This is a genomic window from Actinoplanes cyaneus, from assembly GCF_016862095.1.
GTDB classification, from domain to species: Bacteria; Actinomycetota; Actinomycetes; order Mycobacteriales; family Micromonosporaceae; genus Actinoplanes; species Actinoplanes cyaneus.
In genome coordinates, this window is record NZ_BOMH01000010.1 from 95,657 (window position 1) to 112,824 (window position 17,168).

General features: G+C 71.6%; 16 protein-coding genes. 7 read left to right on the plus strand and 9 right to left on the minus strand.

Going from position 1 to position 17,168, the window contains the following annotated elements; all coding sequences use genetic code 11:
* The first annotated feature begins 19 nt into the window (after window positions 1-19).
* Both Acy02nite_RS07155 and Acy02nite_RS07160 read left to right on the plus strand, forming a co-directional pair.
* Window positions 20-1,135: a WD40/YVTN/BNR-like repeat-containing protein gene (locus Acy02nite_RS07155; RefSeq protein ID WP_203739015.1), complete on the plus strand. Its 1,116-nt coding sequence runs from the start codon at window positions 20-22 to the stop codon at window positions 1,133-1,135.
* Window positions 1,132-1,428 (plus strand): MoaD/ThiS family protein, encoded by a 297-nt coding sequence (locus tag Acy02nite_RS07160; RefSeq protein WP_203739016.1) that lies wholly within the window; start codon window positions 1,132-1,134, stop codon window positions 1,426-1,428. The genes Acy02nite_RS07155 and Acy02nite_RS07160 overlap by 4 nt, the downstream gene beginning before the upstream one ends.
* Before the next feature lie 163 nt (window positions 1,429-1,591).
* Here the strand turns inward: Acy02nite_RS07160 and Acy02nite_RS07165 are convergent, their stop codons facing one another.
* Window positions 1,592-1,948, minus strand: a complete 357-nt coding sequence (locus Acy02nite_RS07165; protein WP_203739017.1) for a hypothetical protein — start codon at window positions 1,946-1,948, stop codon at window positions 1,592-1,594.
* A 95-nt stretch (window positions 1,949-2,043) separates the two neighbouring features.
* The gene (locus Acy02nite_RS07170; RefSeq protein ID WP_203739018.1) at window positions 2,044-2,913 is read right to left on the minus strand and encodes a hypothetical protein; all 870 of its coding nucleotides are present in this window, start codon (window positions 2,911-2,913) and stop codon (window positions 2,044-2,046) included.
* Window positions 2,914-3,074: 161 nt separating this feature from the next.
* Between Acy02nite_RS07170 and Acy02nite_RS07175 the strand changes: the two genes are divergently transcribed.
* The gene (locus tag Acy02nite_RS07175; RefSeq protein WP_203739019.1) at window positions 3,075-3,629 is read left to right on the plus strand and encodes a TetR/AcrR family transcriptional regulator; all 555 of its coding nucleotides are present in this window, start codon (window positions 3,075-3,077) and stop codon (window positions 3,627-3,629) included.
* A 39-nt stretch (window positions 3,630-3,668) separates the two neighbouring features.
* Here Acy02nite_RS07175 and Acy02nite_RS07180 read toward each other — a convergent pair whose 3' ends face one another.
* Window positions 3,669-4,676, minus strand: a complete 1,008-nt coding sequence (locus Acy02nite_RS07180) for an SDR family NAD(P)-dependent oxidoreductase (RefSeq protein ID WP_203739020.1) — start codon at window positions 4,674-4,676, stop codon at window positions 3,669-3,671.
* A 126-nt stretch (window positions 4,677-4,802) separates the two neighbouring features.
* Between Acy02nite_RS07180 and Acy02nite_RS07185 the strand changes: the two genes are divergently transcribed.
* Window positions 4,803-5,996, plus strand: a complete 1,194-nt coding sequence (locus tag Acy02nite_RS07185; protein WP_239174383.1) for a DUF1444 domain-containing protein — start codon at window positions 4,803-4,805, stop codon at window positions 5,994-5,996.
* A 10-nt stretch (window positions 5,997-6,006) separates the two neighbouring features.
* Window positions 6,007-7,392: an NmrA family NAD(P)-binding protein gene (locus tag Acy02nite_RS46360; protein ID WP_239174365.1), complete on the plus strand. Its 1,386-nt coding sequence runs from the start codon at window positions 6,007-6,009 to the stop codon at window positions 7,390-7,392.
* A 155-nt stretch (window positions 7,393-7,547) separates the two neighbouring features.
* Here the strand turns inward: Acy02nite_RS46360 and Acy02nite_RS07195 are convergent, their stop codons facing one another.
* From Acy02nite_RS07195 to Acy02nite_RS07220, 6 genes are all read right to left on the minus strand, one after another.
* Complete coding sequence (locus Acy02nite_RS07195; protein WP_203739022.1) at window positions 7,548-8,348, minus strand: carbohydrate ABC transporter permease; 801 nt, start codon at window positions 8,346-8,348, stop codon at window positions 7,548-7,550.
* Window positions 8,345-9,211, minus strand: a complete 867-nt coding sequence (locus Acy02nite_RS07200) for a carbohydrate ABC transporter permease (protein WP_203739023.1) — start codon at window positions 9,209-9,211, stop codon at window positions 8,345-8,347. The genes Acy02nite_RS07195 and Acy02nite_RS07200 overlap by 4 nt, the downstream gene beginning before the upstream one ends.
* The gene (locus tag Acy02nite_RS07205; protein ID WP_203739024.1) at window positions 9,208-10,434 is read right to left on the minus strand and encodes an ABC transporter substrate-binding protein; all 1,227 of its coding nucleotides are present in this window, start codon (window positions 10,432-10,434) and stop codon (window positions 9,208-9,210) included. Before Acy02nite_RS07205 ends, Acy02nite_RS07200 begins: the two co-directional genes overlap by 4 nt.
* A 68-nt stretch (window positions 10,435-10,502) precedes the next feature.
* Window positions 10,503-12,689 (minus strand): ATP-binding protein, encoded by a 2,187-nt coding sequence (locus Acy02nite_RS07210; protein ID WP_239174368.1) that lies wholly within the window; start codon window positions 12,687-12,689, stop codon window positions 10,503-10,505.
* 30 nt (window positions 12,690-12,719) lie between these two features.
* Entirely contained in the window at window positions 12,720-13,139 is a 420-nt protein-coding gene (locus tag Acy02nite_RS07215) for a response regulator (RefSeq protein WP_203739025.1), read from the minus strand.
* On the minus strand, window positions 13,136-13,711 hold the full coding sequence (locus Acy02nite_RS07220) for an FAD-binding oxidoreductase (protein WP_203739026.1): 576 nt from the start codon (window positions 13,709-13,711) through the stop codon (window positions 13,136-13,138). Before Acy02nite_RS07220 ends, Acy02nite_RS07215 begins: the two co-directional genes overlap by 4 nt.
* A gap of 93 nt (window positions 13,712-13,804) precedes the next feature.
* Here Acy02nite_RS07220 and Acy02nite_RS07225 point away from each other — a divergent pair, with 93 nt between their 5' ends.
* Together Acy02nite_RS07225 and Acy02nite_RS07230 are read left to right on the plus strand one after the other, a co-directional pair.
* Window positions 13,805-15,814: a sensor histidine kinase gene (locus Acy02nite_RS07225; protein ID WP_239174372.1), complete on the plus strand. Its 2,010-nt coding sequence runs from the start codon at window positions 13,805-13,807 to the stop codon at window positions 15,812-15,814.
* A 67-nt stretch (window positions 15,815-15,881) separates the two neighbouring features.
* Window positions 15,882-17,111 carry a GAF domain-containing sensor histidine kinase gene (locus Acy02nite_RS07230; RefSeq protein ID WP_203739028.1) on the plus strand — a complete coding sequence of 410 codons (1,230 nt, stop codon included), beginning with the start codon at window positions 15,882-15,884 and terminating at the stop codon, window positions 17,109-17,111.
* The last annotated feature ends 57 nt before the right edge of the window (window positions 17,112-17,168 follow it).

Genomic DNA, 17,168 nt, shown 5'->3' on the forward strand with positions numbered 1-17,168 from the left:
TCTACGGCACAGTGAGCGCATGACTGGTGTTCGGGTACTGGTAGGCACACGCAAAGGCGCGTTCGTCCTCACCTCGGACGGGACGCGCCAGGACTGGACGATCGACGGGCCGCACTTCGCGGGCTGGGAGATCTACCACCTCAACGGATCCCCGGCCGAACCTGACCGGCTCTGGGCGTCACAGACGTCGGGCTGGTTCGGCCAGATCATGCAACGCTCCGACGACGGCGGGAAGAACTGGCAGGCGGTCGGCAACGACTTCACCTACACCGCCCCGGTCGGCGATCACCTCTGGTATGACGGCACACCCCGTCCCTGGGAGTTCAAGCGCATCTGGCACCTCGAACCGTCGCGCACCGACCCGGACACCGTCTGGGCCGGCGCCGAGGACGCGGCGCTCTACAAATCCACCGACGGCGGCCAGACATGGGAAGAGCTGACCGCGCTGCGGCAGCACCCGACCGGCCCCGGGTGGCAGCCCGGCGCGGGCGGCATGTGCCTGCACACGATCCTGCTGCACCCGACCGACCCGCAACGGATGTACGTCGCGATCTCCGCGGCCGGCGCGTTCCGCACCGACGACGGCGGGAACACCTGGCTGCCCATCAACGCGGGGCTGCGCTCGGAGGGCCTGCCCGACGAGGACGCGGAGGTCGGGCACTGCGTGCACCGCCTCGCCATGCACCCGTCCCGGCCCGACACGCTGTTCATGCAGAAGCACTGGGACGTCATGCGCACCGACGACGCGGGCGGGCGGTGGCGGGAGGTCAGCGGCAACCTGCCGACCGACTTCGGCTTCCCGATCGCGGTGCACGCGCACGAGCCGGAGACGATCTACGTCGTCCCGATCACCAGCGACTCCCTGCACTACGTGATGGACGGCAAGCTGCGCGTCTACCGCAGCCGCAGCGGCGGTGAGGAGTGGGAACCGCTGACCGCGGGGCTGCCGCAGTCACACTGCTACCTGAACGTGCTGCGCGACGCGATGGCCGTGGACACCCTCGACGAGTGCGGCATCTACTTCGGGACCAGCGGCGGCCAGGTCTACGCGTCGGCCGACAGCGGCGACAACTGGACCGCGATCGCCCGGGACCTGCCGCCCGTGCTCTCCGTGGAAGTCCAGGTGCTGCCATGATCCGGGTCATCCTGCCGGTGCACCTGCGGACCCTCGCGCACAGCGGCAAGGAGGTGCTGGTCGAGGTCTCCGGGCCGGTGACCCAGCGGGCCGTCCTCGACGCCGTCGAGCGCGACTACCCGATGCTCGCCGGCACCATCCGGGACCGGCAGACCGGGCAACGGCGGCCGCTCGTGCGGTTCTTCGCGTGCGAGGAGGACCTGTCCAACGAACCGCCCGACACGCCGCTGCCGGAGCGGGTGGCCCGGGGTGAGGAGCCGTTCATGGTGGTGGGCGCTATGGCAGGCGGTTGAGTGGGGCTGGGCCTGATGGCCTCGCTTCGCTCGGCGGGCATTTCGCCCCTTTGGGTCGATGACGAGAGTGCCGGAAAACGACTGCGCTTCGCTGGTTGTTTTCCGGCACTCTCGTCATCGACGGGCGAAATGCGCTTCGGGCGCGGTTCGGCCTGGCCCTGGGTCAGCCCTTCGGGGGCTTGTGGGGGGTGGCCGGAGTCGTGCTCGTGATCTTCACGCCGTTGACGTTGATCACTTGTGGCAGGTTGCTGAAGTTGAACGGCCAGGCGCTCTGGTTCCACACTCCGGTGCGGACCCGGCCGTTGTTGACGATCAGCACCGAGCTGCTGCGGTTCGCCCGCCAGTTCGCGCAGTTGTGGTGAGTCCAGAGACCGGTCTGTGCGCCGATCCGGTTGAACGTGTCACACGCGGCCCGGACATCCGGGTCGTCCTTCGGGGCGGCCTGGGCCGGCCCGGCGGTCATCGCGAGAGCGGCGAGGATTCCGCCGCCCGCGGCCGCCAGCCTCATCACGGTTCGCATTTCTCAAACCCCCTTCTCCCGTACGTCTTCTCACTCAGCTGACCACGAAGAACGCGGCCGCCCTCCCGGATTCGGGAAAGCGGCCGCGAGGGTGTTCAGCGCAGTGCGGGTGTGGGCGTGGCGGTGCCCGGTTCGGCGGTCGTACCCGGTTCAGCGGTCGTGCCCGGTTCAGCGGTAGTGCCTGGTTCGGCGGTCGTGCCTGGTTCAGCGGCGGTGCCCGGACCGGTGGCCGTGCCCGGTTCGGTCGCCGCCGGAGCCGGCTCGGCGGTCGGGGCCGGTTCGGGCGTGGCGGTGGGAGCGGACGCGGAAGCGGCCGGCTCCGGCGTGACCGCGCCACCCGCCGGGGTCTCCGTGCCGGGAGTTGCCGTCGTGCCCGGCGCCGGCGCACTCGGCGTCTCGGTGGCGACGGGTGTGCCGGAGCCGCCCGGCGTCTCGGTGGCGACGGGTGTGGTGGCTGCGCCGGGCGTCTCGGTGGCGACGGGTGTGGTGGCTGCGCCAGGCGTCTCGGTGGCGACGGGTGTTCCGGCGGGGCCGGGCGTCTCCGTGCTGCCCGGCGTGGGCGTGACGTCCGGGGAGGGGCTGGTGGCGGGCGCCGGTGTTCCGGGGCCACCAGCGGTGCCGCTGCCGGTGTCCGGGCCGGGCAGACCCGGCTGCTCCGGCCACATCGGTTGGCCCTGTTCATCGAAATCGACGATCAGGACGAATATCCGGCGGACTCCGTGGAATCCCTGCCGGCAGTCGGGGTTGTCCCAGGCCCCGATCGCGCTGCCGATCCGGCTGACCGACTCGCACGCGGCCTTGGTGTCGTAGTAACCGAGGACGTCGTCCGGGCGCTGGCCCTGCGCCTGACTTGCCGCGCCGCCGGCGTCCGGCACGTGCGCCGGCGCCGCCTGTGCGGGCGCGGCCAGTGCCGCGGCCAGAACGCCCGCTCCGGCGATGATCAGGCTCCGTGTCGTGGTACGCATCTTGTCCCTTTCTGGCGGTTGCCATGTCCGGGAAAGCCCATCACGGATCCGGCAAGCCTTTCACCTGATCGAAGGAATTAGCGTGATTTAGACCTAGAAAGGGGTTCTGGTGTGCTGTGCGATGTGCTTCACCGGTCGTACGGCGGCATACGATCGGGGGCATGGTGAGGCGTACGGGCGCGGAGACCCGTGAGGAGATCCGCTCGGCGGCGACCCGGCTGTTCCGCGAGCGGGGCTATGCGCGCACCTCGGTGCGGGACATCGCGGCCCTGGCGGAGAGCAACCCCGCCCTGGTGATCCGGCATTTCGGCAGCAAGGAGCTGCTCTTCCTGGACGCCATGCAGCTCACCATCGACGACGAGCCGCTGCTGGACGTGCCACCGGCCGAGTTCGGCGAGCGTTTCGTCGCCCGGCTGCTCGCCGACGACGACGTCCGCGGCGTTTACCTCGCCCTGGTGCGGGGATCCCACGAGCCGCAGATCAAGGAACGTCTCCGGACGATCCACGAGCACACGTTCGTCGGCCCGCTGCGCGCACGCCTGACCGGGCCGGACGCGGATCTGCGTGCCCGCCTCGCCGCCGCGGTGGTGGGTGGCCTGCTCTATGCGCTGTGGGTGGTCGGCGACGCCCAGTTGGTCGCCGCCGACCCGCGAGAGCTGGTGACCCGCTACGGAGCACTGCTCCAGCAGCTGATCACCCCGGACGGCCGAGCCTGACTCACATCGGCGGTTACGGCAATGTGAGGTGCGGCAGTGTCACTGGATCGACCAGCCGCCGTCCGACGGCAGGACCACGCCGTTGAGGTTGACGCCGTCGTCGCTGAGCAGGAACGTGATCGACGCGGCGAGGTGCTCGGCGGCCGCCACCCCGGGGATGAGCTTCAGGAACGGGCCGGTCCTCCCGAGGCCGTAGGGGGACTGGTTCGTCGGGCGCATGCCGGTGGCCACCCCGCCGGGGGCGACGGCGTTGACGCGGATGCCCTCACCGCCGTACATGAAAGCGGTGTTCTTGGTGATCCCCACGACGGCGTGCTTGGAGGCGGTGTAGGCCACCCCCGCCGCGTTGCCGCGCAGCGCGGCCTCGGACGCGACGTTGACGATCGCGCCGCGCCGGGCGTCGAGCATCACCGGGACGACCGCGCGGGTCAGCTTGAAGACGCCGTCGACGTTGACCGCGAAGACCCGCTGCCAGATCTGGTCGGACGTCTCGTGGACGGGCGTGAAGTCGTCCATCACGCCGGCGACGTTGGCCAGGCCGTCGATCCGGTCGCCGGCCGCGGTGACGATCTCGGCGATGCCGGCGTCGCTGGTGATGTCCGCGGTGACCGGCACGACCGCGTCGCCGAGCTCGTCGGCCAGCGTCTTGAGGCCGTCGGTGGTGATGTCGACGGCGACGACCCGGCCGCCCTCGCGGACGATGCGCGACGCGGTGGCCCGGCCGATGCCGGAGGCGGCACCGGTCACGATCACGGTCTTGCCGTCGAAGCGGCCCGCGGTGATCTGCTCGCGCCAGGCGCCGGAGTCGTCGTCGCCGTCCGGGACGACCCCGCCGTTGACCTGCAGCACCAGGGCGTCGACAGCGGCCTGGGGGAGCTGACCCTGGCTGAGCGCGACGAGCTGGCTCAGCGGCAGCCCGCGGACCGGGGCGAGCTGGGTCTCGTCGAACGCGCCGCCCTGACCGAGCAGGTCGCGCAGCGCGGGGCCGCCCTCGGGGTGGGCCAGCCAGTCGCCGATGGTGCTCGCGGCGGTGAGGATGTTCGCCATGCTTCGTTCCTTGCGGGAGAGAGGGCCGGGGTGCGAAGTAAACTTAGTTTACTTCGTGGGAGGAGGGAAAGGTCCCGGTCGAGCCTGATCCCGGTGCCCCGGGTCGGCTAGGGTTCCGCCGTGGGAATGCTGGACCGGTTCGTGTCGCCCCGGCGCCGATTCGCGGCGCTGGCCCTGCGCGTCGCCCGCCGCACGCCCGGGGTCGAGCGCGCGGTGGAGCGCCCGGAGGAGTTCGCCATCGCGATCTACCGCACCGGGTCGAGCGGGCCCGCGCACCTCTACCTGGCGAACATCTTCCGCGAGACCGAGGGCGCGACCGCCGCCGAGCGCCAGGAACGGCTCGCGCGGCTGGTGCGCATCATGGCGGCTCCGCCGCCGGCCGACGACTGGGATTCGGTACGGCCGAAACTGCGTCCCGTGCTGCGCCCGGTCACGTTCGGGTCCGCCGGTCCGCCCGGGATGCGGCCGCCGATCTCCCGCGCGGCCCTGCCGTACCTGAAGGAGCTGGTCGTCGTCGATCAGCCCGAGGCGATGGCCTACGTCGTGCCCGACCGCGTCGACGAGTGGGGCGTCTCCGCCGAGGAGGTCTTCGCCGCGGCCCGCGCCAACCTCGCCGAGATGGCCCGCGCCTCGCTCGACCAGCCCTGGCCCAGCGGGCAGCCGCTGATCAGCATGCTCGACGACGGTGACGCGTACTTCACCTCCCTGCTGCTGGCCCCGGGCTGGCTGGCCGAGGTGGGGGAGCGGCTCGGCGGCCCGGTCCTGGCGTTCGCGCCGGACAACAACACGCTGCTGCTCTGCCCGCTGCCGGAGACCACTGCCGAGCCGTTCTACGCCCTGGTCGACCAGCACTTCAAGGAGGCGCCGCGCAGCCTGTCGCCGGTCGGTTACGTGGCCGGGCCGCAGGGGCGGACGGCCGCCTACACCCCGCCGCCGGGGCACCCGCACCACCTCTCCGCCCGCCGTGCCCAGATGCTGCTCGCGCTGACCGAGTATCACGGGCAGACCAACTGGCTGTCGGAGCAGTACGCGCAGGCCGGCGTCGAGGTGCACGTCGGCGGGCTGCTCGCGGCCGAGCCGCTGGGCGGTGTGCCGGAAACCATCGCGGTGTGGACCGCGGGCATCAGCACCCTGCTGCCGAAGGCGGACGTCATCGCGTTCGTGCACCCGGAGGCGGGGCCGCAGTTCCAGGCGCCGTGGGAGGCCGTGGCGCAGCGGGTCGACCTGGAGGCCGAGCCACTGCTCGCGCCGGCGCGATACCGGGTGGACGACTGGCCGTCCCCGGCGGTGCTCGCCGAGCTCCGCCAGGAGATCGCCTGACCGGCGCCTCGTGACGGAGAACCAGTGGCGCGAAGCCGCGGCCGAGCGGGTCGTCGCCTGGGCCCGGAGAAAGGCGCCGTCGGCGGGGCAGCGGCGGGTCCTCGCCATCGAGGGCCGCTCCGGCTCGGGCAAGACGACCCTCGCCCGGGCGGTCGCGGAGCGGCTCGGCGCGCCGCTGATCCACCTGGACGATCTGTACGCCGGCTGGGACGGCCTCGACGAGGGCGTGGCCAACCTGCGGGCCTGGGTGCTGGAGCCGCTCGCGGCGGGACGCCCGGCGACCTGGCGGCGCTGGGACTGGGCGGCGCACGCCTACGCGGAGGAGCACCCGGTGCCGCCCGGCGACTGGCTCGTGATCGAGGGGGTCGGCGCCGGGGCGGGAGTGCTCAGGCCGTACCTCGCCGGGATCGTCCTTCTGAACAGCCCGCCCGCACTGCGGAAGCGGCGCGCCCTGGCCAGGGACGGGGAGACCTACGCACCGCACTGGCGGCGATGGGCCGCGCACGAGGACAGGTTCTACGCGACCGGGAACGTGACCGCCGGTCTGATCATCGAGAACGGGGTGCACGATAGGGACATGAGTGATCAACAGATCGGCGTGAGCGGGGCGTCCGGCCAGCTGGGAGGGCGGGTCGCGGAGCGGCTGGCGGCCCTCGGCGTACGGCAGAAACTGCTGGTGCGGGACGTGGCGCGAGCGCCCCGCCTGCCCGGCGCCGAAGCGGCCGTGGCGCCCTTCCACGACGGTGATGCCTGCCGGGCCGCGCTCGCCGGCCTGGACACGGTCCTGATGGTCTCCGCGTCGGAGACCCCGGACCGGGTCGAGCAGCACCGCACGTTCGTCGACGCCGCGGTGGCCGCCGGGGTGCGGCACCTGGTCTACATCTCGTTCTACGGCGCGGCGCCGGACGCGACGTTCACGCTGGCCCGCGACCACTTCGCCACCGAGCAGCACATCCGGTCGGCACCGCTGGCCGCGACGTTCCTGCGCGACAACCTGTACGCGGACTTCCTGCCGATGCTGGCCGGGGAGGACGGCGTGATCCGCGGCCCGGCCGCCGACGGGCGGGTCGCCGCGGTCGCCCAGGACGACATCGCGGACGCGGCTGTCGCGGTGTTGCGGGACCCGGCCGCGCACGCCGGCCGCACCTACGACCTGACCGGCCCGGAAGCACTGACGCTCGCGGAGATCGCGGAGATCGCCGGCGTCCGCTATCACGCCGAGACGGTCGAGGAGGCCTACGCGTCCCGGCAGCGATACGGCGCCCCGCAGTGGCAGCTCGACGCGTGGGTGTCAACGTACACCGCGATCGCGGCCGGCGAGCTCGCCGGCGTGACCACCCACATCCCCGACCTCACCGGCCACCCCGCGAAGTCGGTTGCCGACCTGCTGGCCTGAGCTGGTCCTCATGGTCGTTATGAGGCCCGGATAACGACCATGAGGACCAGCCGGAAGCGTGAGCGCGTCGCGGCCCGGGGCAGGACGGGCATCGCGCGGGTCCGAAGCGGAACTCGGCCCCGCGACTGGACCCGGCAACCCGGCCGGTGTGGATCTCAGCCCTTCACGGCTCCGGCCGTGATGCCGGCGACGAAGTGGCGTTGCAGGAAGGCGTAGGCCAGCACCATCGGCAGTGAAGCCACCACCACCCCGGTGAACAGCAGCGGATACTCGGTGAGGTATTCGCCCTGGAAGTCGAGCAGCGCCAGCGGCAGCGTGCGTTTGCCCGGCTCGTCGATGAACAGCAGCGGGTAGAGCAGATCGTTCCAGTGCATGACGACCAGGAAGATCGCGGTCGCGGCGAGGGACGGCGCGGCGACCGGCACCGCGATCCGCCGGTAGGCCGCCCAGGTCCCGGCCCCGTCGATCTCCGCCGCCTCGAAGAGCTCGGCCGGCAGGGTGCGCATGAAGCCGCTGAGGATGAAGACCGCCACCGGCAGCGTGACGACCACGTTGATCAGCATCAGCCCGGTCAGGCTGTTGCGCAGGCCGAGCCGGTCGAACTGCACGTACTGCGGGATCATCACGGCCTGCGCGGGCACGGCCAGCCCGAGCGCGAAGATCCCGAACAGGATCCGGGACGGCCACCGCGGCAGCCGTGCCACCGCGAACGCGACGAGGCTGCCGAGCAGCAGCGTGACCGGCACCGAGACGGCGACGACCAGGATGCTGTTGCCGAGCACCCGGAGCAGGTCCTGCTTCTGAAGGATCGTGACGTAGTTGTCCAGGGTGGGGCGGGTCGGCGGGCCGAACGGGGACGCGAAGAGGTCCGCTGTCGTCTTGAAACTGCCACCCACGATCACCACCAGCGGTACGACGATCAGCAGCGCGTAGATCGCCAGTAGGAGCCGTCTCATCCGTGGACCGTCCTCGCGGCTCGGTTCTGCAGGAAGGTGACCAGGGCGATCGCGGCCATGAACACGATCGACTCGGCGGCCGCGTACCCGAGCTGGGAGTTGGCGAACGTCGAGTAGATCCGCGTCGCGAGCACGTCCAGGCCGGACCGTGGCGGGTTCCCGGCGAGCCCGAGGATCAGGTCGAACGCCTTGAACGACTGCAGCGTGGTGTACGCGACCACGAGTGTCGTCGCGGGCGCCACCATCGGCCACGTGACGTGCCGGAACTGTTGCCATCGCCCGGCGCCGTCGGTCTTCGCCGCGTCGTATAGCTCGTCGGGGATCTGGTTGATGCCGGCGATGTAGACGACCATCATCTGCCCGGCGTGGAACCAGATCTGCGCGACCGCCACCCACAGGATCGCGGTGCTCTCGTTCCCCAGGTACGACGACTCGAAGCGTCCCAGCCCGACCGCCCGCAGCAGCGCGTTGGCCAGCCCGAAGTTCGGGTCGTAGACGAACTTCCAGATGAACGCGACCGACACCGACGACAGGATGGTCGGCAGGAAGAACAGTGCGCGCAACCACGTCGATCCGCGGCTGCGGGCGGCCAGCAGGACGGCCAGCAGCAGCGCCAGCGCGGTCTGCCCGAGCACCACGACCAGCAGGAACTTGAGGTTGTTGGTGAGCGCGTGCCGGAACAGGTCGTCGTTCGTGACGACGTCGGTCAGGTTCGCCGCGCCGACGTTGCGGAACGTGGGGCTGTAGCCGTCCCAGTCGGTGGTGGCGTAACGCAGTCCCTGCGCGGCGGGCAGCAGGAAGAACCCGCCGTACAGGATCAGCGCGGGGACCGCGAAGAGGTAGAGGGACCGGCTGCTTCTCATTTCTTCTGGTCGACGACCTTCTGCGCGGCCTCGGCGGCCTCTTCCGGGCTCTTGCCGCCGACCACCGCGACGGCCGCGTTCTCCACCGCGCCACGCACGTCGAGGTTGCTGAACTGGAAGCGCGGCGCGAGCGCGGTCTTCTTCGTGAGCCACGGCGCGAGCGCCTTGAGGTCGGGGTTCGTGTATTCCACGCCCTTGACGGTGACGTGCTGGGCGGTGCCGTTGGCGTAGACGCCGGCCACCGCGGGGTCGGAGAGCCGGTCGAGCCACGCCTGCGCGGCGTCCTGCTTGGACGACTTGGCGTTCACGCCGAGGATGAAGGTCGCGTTGAACACGCCCTCGTACCTGGCCTTGTCCGCGGTTGTCGTGATCGGCGCCAGCAGGTCGATCGGGAACGTCGCGCCGAGCTTGCGGACCCCGGAGACCTGGAACGAGCCGGTGGCGAGCAGGCCTGCCTTGCCCTGGGCGAAGAGGGCCAGCGCGGCGTCGCTGCCGGTGCCGGTCGCACCCTTCTGGAAGTACGGCGCGAGCTGCTGATACTGCTTGAGGACGGTGAGGAACCAATCGTCGGTCACCTTCGCCTCGCCGGTCTCGATCCTGCCGAGCGTGTCGTCTGCCGGGGCGTTGTTGACCACCATCACGTTGAGCAGCTGGCCGGCGTTCGCGGCGTCGCCACCGGGCCACGCGATCGGCGTGAGGCCCTTGCCCTTGAGTGTCTCGAGCAGCGCCAGGAAGCCGTCCCAGTCCTTCGGCGTCTCGGTGACCAGGTCACGGTTCGCCAGCGGGGTGTTGAAGACCAGCTGGTACGGCAGGCCGAGCTGTTTGCCGTCCTGCGCGCCCGCGGTGATCAGGTTCGGCTCGTACTTCTGCACGAGCGCCTTGCTCGTCAGGTCTGTCGAGATGCCGGCCTTCGCGATCTCCAGGAACTGCGCGCCGCGGAACGCGGTGAACGCGTCGCCGACCGTGCCGCCTCGGATCTTCTGCAGAGCCGTGCTCTGGTAGTCGTTCGAAGGGGAGATGTCCTGGCGTACGGCCAGTCCGGAGTCCTTGATGATCTGCTCGAAGACCTCCTTGTCCTCGGCACGCCAGTGGGCGAACGAGATCGGGCCGCCCGACGCGGACGTGGGGTCGGACGAGCCGCCCGGCCCGGCGCAGGCGGCCAGGAACGCGGCGGCCCCGGTGCCGGTGGCGAGGTGGAGGAATCGGCGACGGGAGTAAGGCATGGCGGAGATATTTACAGATCTCCTATAGATCAACAAGGTGATCTACGGCATGTGCACGTTCCCAGGTGTCAGCCGGTCGGAGCCGGCTCCCGGACCGCGTTCATCGGCTCCGGTCCATACGCCACCGCGCCGGGCAGGGTGAAGGCGAAGACCGTGCCGCCGCCCGGGTTCGGGCTCGCGTCGATGTGCCCGCCGTGCCGCTCCACGATCCGCCGGCAGATCGCCAGGCCCAGCCCGGTCCCCGGGTGCCCGGCGCCGTTGCTGGCCCGGTGGAAGCTGTCGAAGACCGCCGCGTGCTCCCCGTCCGGGATGCCGATGCCCCGGTCCGCGATCCGCACCCGGACGCCACCGTCCTCGTCGGTGCGCGCGGTGATGTCGATGCGTGGCGCCTGCCCCGGCGGCGTGTACTTGACGGCGTTCCCGACCAGGTTGTCGATCACCTGCCGGAGCAGCACCGGGTCGGCGTGGACGTCCGGCAGCGGCCCCACGAACACGTCCGGCCGGGCGCCGGGCTCCAGGTCCGGCGCGTCCGTCCGGGTGGTGACCACGTCGTCGACCAGCGCCCGCAGGCTCAGCCGCTCCACGCGCAGCGTCGCGTCCCGGGCCGCGGTGTAGTCGAGCAGCTCGTTGATCAGCCGTTGCATCCGGGCGGCGCCGTGCAGCACCTTGGCGGTGCCCTGGCGGGCCTGGTCCAGGGTGGGCGCGCCGGCGCCGTCGGCCAGGTCGTCGAGGGCGTCCGCGACCAGTTCGGCGTACGCGCTGACCAGCGTCAACGGCGCTTTGAGGTCGTGCGCCACCACGCCGGCGAAACCGCGCAACTCGGTCTCCACCCGCTTGCGGTCGGTGATGTCGTGGAAGACCGCGACGGCCCCGCGCCGCCCGCGCGAGGTGTCGATGGGCCGCGCCGACACGCTGAGCACCCGGTCGTCCGGGTGGCCGCTGTGCCGGACGACCATCTCCACCTGGTCGACGCTCTCCCCGGCCAGCGCGCGGACCAGCGGCATCTCGGCGGCCGGGAACGGCGTCACGCCGTCCGGCCGGTACAGCCCGAAATGCTCCTGCCAGGTCTCCGTCCCGCCGGCGCTGTCGTCGTCCTGGCCGAGGATCTCCCGGGCCGCCGGGTTGTGCAGCAGGAAGCTGCCCTGCGGGCCGGCCACGGTGACCCCGTCGCTGATGCTGTCCAGCACCGCGCGCAGCAGCACGGCCTGCCGCTTGGTCTCGGCCTGCTCGGTGAGCAACTGGCTGGTCTTCGCCCGGACCCGGCTCTCGGCCCGGTCCCGTCCGGTGGCCAGCACCCAGACCAGTGTGGTGAGCAGCAGGGTGAGCAGCAGCCCGCCACCGGTCGCGGCGGCCGGCAGCCCGGTGCCGGCGCCGGGCAGGTCGCTGTGGGCGGCGGCCAGGTGCACGGTCCAGGCCGAGTCGGCGACCGGCACGTCCACCGCGCGGTGCAGATCCGCGCGACGCTTGGCCGGGTTGTGCATGGACGCGACGGTGACCGTCTTGCCGTTCGCGTTCTCCGCCTCCAGCCGCAGGTCGGTCAGGTCCCGGCCGGCCGCGGTCAGGGTCGCGCCCATGAAGTCCTGGCCGCGCACCCCGAGCAGGATCCAGCCGAGGAAGCTCTGCCCGTTCTCCCGGTAGATCGGGGCGGCCAGGACGAACGAGAGCTGTCGCTCGGCCGCCGGCAGCCGCCGGTCGACCAGCAGCTCGTACGTGTCGGAGACGGCCACCTGCCGGCTGCGGCGTGACTGGGCCAGCGCCGCCGCGGGCGCGGGCGACTGGGTCACATCCAGTCCCACCGCGCCGGTGGTGCCGTCCAGCTCGGTGGCCAGCACCGAGAACGCGTGCTCGCCGGTGCCCACCGGTCGCAGGGTCAGGCCCGGTTCGCCGCGGTCCCGCCACGTCCGCTGGACCTGCTCCACCTCGCTGTCCCGGGCCGGCACGATGAGGGCGACCGAGGTGCTGCCGGCCAGTCTCATGAAGTGCAGCGGGGCGGTGATCGCGGCGTACTCGTCGGCGGTCAGGATCTGCTGCGCGCCGACAGCGCCCGCGGTGGTGCGCAGCGTGTCGACGTAGCGGCGGGTCTCCGCCTGCACGGCTGCGGCCACCGTGGCGGCGCGCCGGTCCATCTGCACGGCGGCGGCGGACCGTTCGTCGCGGCGCAGCACCGCCCCGACGCAGAGGGTCGCGACGCAGCCGACCACGGCGACCAGCACGCTGACCGCCGTGGCCCGTGACCCGGGTCGACCACGCCTCACCTTCGACTAATCGGGCCCTTCGCGAGATCCCTAAGCGCCCCTGGGAAGAAGCCAGCCGACCCGGCGTACGAGATCCGCCGGGTTGAGCGGTTTGGCCAGATACTCCTCGGCGCCCGAGACGTACGCCAGGTCGATGTCCGTCTCGGTCGCCATGCCACTGAGCATGATCACCGGGATGTCCGCGGTCGCCGGGTCCGCGTGCATCCGGTAACAGACGCTGAGCCCGTCCAGACCCGGCATGACGATGTCCAGGATCACCAGGTCGGGGTGGGTCCGGCCGACGATGGTCAGCGCGGTGCAGCCGTCCGCGGCGGTCACCGTGTGGTACCCCGCCATCTGCAGTTTGAACGTGACCAGGTCACGGACGTTCTCGTCGTCGTCGACGACCAGGATCGTCGGCCCGGTCAGGGCGGGGCTCAGGACCGGAACGGATTCCAGGACGGCTGTCATGCTGACTCCCAACATCGTCGGCTGAAGTGCCCGGAGTCATCGGCGCGGGATCCGCCCCCGCCAGCTGAACCACAGTTGCGATCAGGGAGCGGGCTGCCACTGGCCTCCACCCGGTCGTGCAGGAATCCGGAGATCAGCCCGTCCGGGGCGCCTGCCCGGCCGCGCACCCGGCGCACCGTGATCCGCAGGGTTCCGCTGCTCGGGGCCTGGGACAGCGAGTACTGCCGGAGCTGGCGCGAGCCGTCCGGCAGATCCACCGCGACCGTGACGTACTGCCCCGGTGCGAAGTGTGGCGCGGGCTCGCCGTCCACCGGCGTCAGCAGCAGTGAGATCGTGTCGTCCGCCTCGGCGACGGTCGCCTCCGGCCCGGCGCCGATCAGGTGCGCGGCGAACGCGGCGACCGCGCAGGCAAGGGCCTGCCGCTGCTCGCCGGTGGCCTGCGCGTTGCGGCTGAACAGGTTGGCCAGCTCCGGATTCTCGCCCAACATCGTCGAGTAGAACTCGCCGGTGACGGCGTCGAGATGGGCGCCGACGACGGGCAGGCTGCGATACCTCTTTGAGAGGGTCCTCACGTCCCCGATGTTCAGATATTCGCCGTACGTGCCGAAGTGGGGGACAGAGCCGTCCAGCCGACACGAGGGCGATCCCCTATGAGCCTCCGGAAGTTGTCCAGTACCGTGCGCTTCGCCGCGCTCTACGTCATCGCGATCGGCGCGGGTCAGCTCACCGTCCTGGGCAGGCCGGACGCTCTCCCGGTGATCTGGCCGGCCACCGCGGTCGCCGCCGTGTGGCTGGTGAGCCGCAACGACTCGCGCTGGCGCTGGGCCGACGTCGCGCTGCTGGGGCCGCTCACCGCGGCCGTGCTCGCGGCCACCGGGACGACGCCCGGCCCGGCTCTGGTCCACGGCGCCGCGGCGACGATCGGGGCGCTCGTCTTCGCGGTGGCGGCGGCCCGCTGGCTGCCCGGCGTCTGGACGGCCGGCGGGCGTCCCCTCACCACCCTCGGCGACCTGCTCAGGATGTTGCTGGTGGCGATCGTCGCGGCGCTCGCCGGTGGGCTCCCCGGGGGCATCGCCGAGCAGTGGATCACCCAGGCGCACTCGCCGGCCGCGGTCGCGATCTGGGTGGTCCGCGACGTGGTGAGCGTGCTCGTCTTCGGGGCGGCGGCCGGCCGGCTGAGGAACCGCCCGGATCAGCCCGCGTGGATGGAGGCGGTGATCGTCTACTTCCTCTCGGCGGCCGCCTACTTCTACGTGTTCTTCGTCAACCAGCGCCTGCCGATCGGGTTCGTGCTGGTCGCGATCACGGTGTGGGTCGCGCTGCGGCTGCCGACCGTGCTCACGATCGGGCACGTCATGGTCTTCGGCACGACGGCGGCCGTGTTCACCGTGCACGACCGGGGCCCGTTCGCGGCCGCCGGTCACGGCGGGCTCGTCATCCAGCTCTACGTCGGGGTCCTGGCGCTGGTCGGGCTCGCGCTGGCGTTCAGCCGGGACGAGCGGGCCGCGCTCATCGAACGGCTGCGCGCCTCCGAGCACGAGGCCACCGAGAAGGCCGGCCTGATGACCACGATCGTCAACTCGATGACCGAGGGGCTGGCCATCCTCGACCAGAACGGTCGCCTGGTGCTGCGCAACCCCGCCGCCGGCCGGCTGCTCGGCGCCGCCAGCCAGGTCGCCGGCGGCGCCGCGCTCGGCAGCGACTACGGCTTCTTCCACCCGGACGGCACCCCGCTCAGCGACGCCGAACTGCCGTACCACCGGGCGCTCGCCGGTGAGGACGTGCAACCGATGGACGTGCTGATCCGCAACGCGGCGGTGCCCGAGGGACGCATCGTCCGGTTCAACGTGGCCCGGCTGGCCAGCCCCGGCGGCCTGCAGCACGTGGTGGTGATCTTCCACGACGTGACCGCCGACCGCCGGCACCGCGACGAGCTGATGTCGTTCGCCGGCCTGGTCGCGCACGACCTGCTCAACCCGCTGACCACGATCGAGGGCTGGGCTGAGGTGCTCGAGTCCGAGCTCGCCGGGTACAAGCCGGCCGAACGCGTCAGCCGGATCCAGCGGGCCGCCGCGCGCATGCGCACGTTCCTCAACGGGCTGCTCGCCTACACCGCGGCCCGCGACGGCAAGCTGATGCCCACCACGATCAACCTGCAGTTGCTGCTCACCGACATCGCCAACAGCCGGTACGACCAGGCCGAGAGCAACGGCAAGCAGCCCCCGCAGTTCGCCCTCGGCCGGCTCGACGCGGTCGAGGCCGACCCGGTGCTGGCCCGCCAGCTGTTCGAGAGCCTGATCGACAACGCACTCGACCTGGCCGTGCCCGGGGTCCCGCCGCAGATCAGCGTCGCCGCGCAGCCGGCACCGAACGGGATGCTGCGCATCGACATCCTCGACAACGGGCGCGGGATCCCGGCCGGCATGCGTCAGGCCGTCTTCACCAGCTTCCACCGCGCCGAGGGATACGGCGGATCCGGGCTGGAACTGGCCGTCTGCAAACGGATCGTGGAGCGGCACGGCGGGACGATCGAGGCGATGGCCAACCCGTACGGCAGCGGCACCCGGATGACGTTCACCCTGCCGGCCGGGCGATCGGCGTACGCGCGAACCCTGGAGAACCAGTGGCAGCACCGCCCGCAGACTTCCGGGGCGGCCGCCCCGCATCCCCGATAGACCTCATCACCGGCGCGCGCCGACCGACCAATAGCAGTGACGGAACGCGGCTGAAGGAGACTCTTCGATGGCGGGCACCCAGTACGCCGGCGCGACGCCGGAGCAGGAGCGTCTCGCCGCCCTCCGGGGATACGAGGTCCTCGACACCGGCGCCGAGCGGGACTTCGACGACATCGTGACGCTGGCCGCGCAGCTCTGCGACAAGCCGATCGCCCTGATCAGCCTGATCGACGCGGAACGCCAGTGGTTCAAGGCGCGGTTCGGCACCGACGTCCGCGAAGGCCCGCGGGACACCTCGATCTGCGCCCACGCGATGGCCGGTCGCGACGTCCTGCAGGTCCCCGACGCGCTGCTCGACCCGCGCTTCGCGAACTGCCCGACGGTCGCCGGCGACCCGCACATCCGGTTCTACGCCGGCGCGCCGCTGATCACGCCCGGCGGCAAGGCGCTCGGCACGCTCTGCGTCGCCGCCCCCGAGCCCGGCGTGCTCACCGAAGCCCAGCAGCACGGCCTGCGCGCTCTCGCCCGGCACGTGGTCACCCAGCTCGAGCTGCGCAAGTACGCCCGCGACATGCACCAGCTGCACCAGCGCCTGCGCGGCGCCGAGCAGCTGAAGGACGAGTTCATCGCCCGCGTCAACCACGAGTTCCGCACGCCGCTCACCGCCATCAACGGTTACCTGGAGGTGCTCGGCGACCCGGAACTGCCCTCGGAGAGCCGCGACGGCTTCGTGCAACGCGTCCAGCGCAACTCCGACCGCCTGCTCGCCCTGGTCAACGACATGCTGCTCGCCGCGCAGGTCAGCGCCGGGAGCCGCGAGTTCCTGCGGGTCCCGGCCGACCTCGCCGTTCTCGCCCGCACCGCGGTCGCCGCGAACCGCCCGCTCGCCGAGGCCAAAGGCCTGACCATCACGGCCGAGACGACCGGCGGGGTCTTCGCCGACGTCGACGTGCTCCGGATGACCCAGGCCCTGGAGCGCCTCATCCTCAACGCGGTCAAGTTCACCGACACCGGCTCGATCACGGTCCGCGCCGAGGTTCGCGACGGCCACGCGACGCTGCTGGTCCGCGACACCGGCATCGGCATCAGCGAGGAGGACCAGGCGCGCGTGCTGGCCCCGTTCCGCCGTTCCGCCGACGCCGAACGCAACGAGGTTCAGGGCCTCGGCCTGGGCCTGGGCATCGTCAAGGCGATCAGCGAGGGCCACGACGGCGAGGTCCGGATCGAGAGCCGCCCCGGCGAGGGCAGCACGATCAGCATCGCCGTCCCCTCCGCGGGCCCCTATCCCGAGCTCTGAGAGAAGATCAAGTTCAAGATCTTCCTGTCCCAGGTCCGCTGTGGTCCTTCTCCGCTG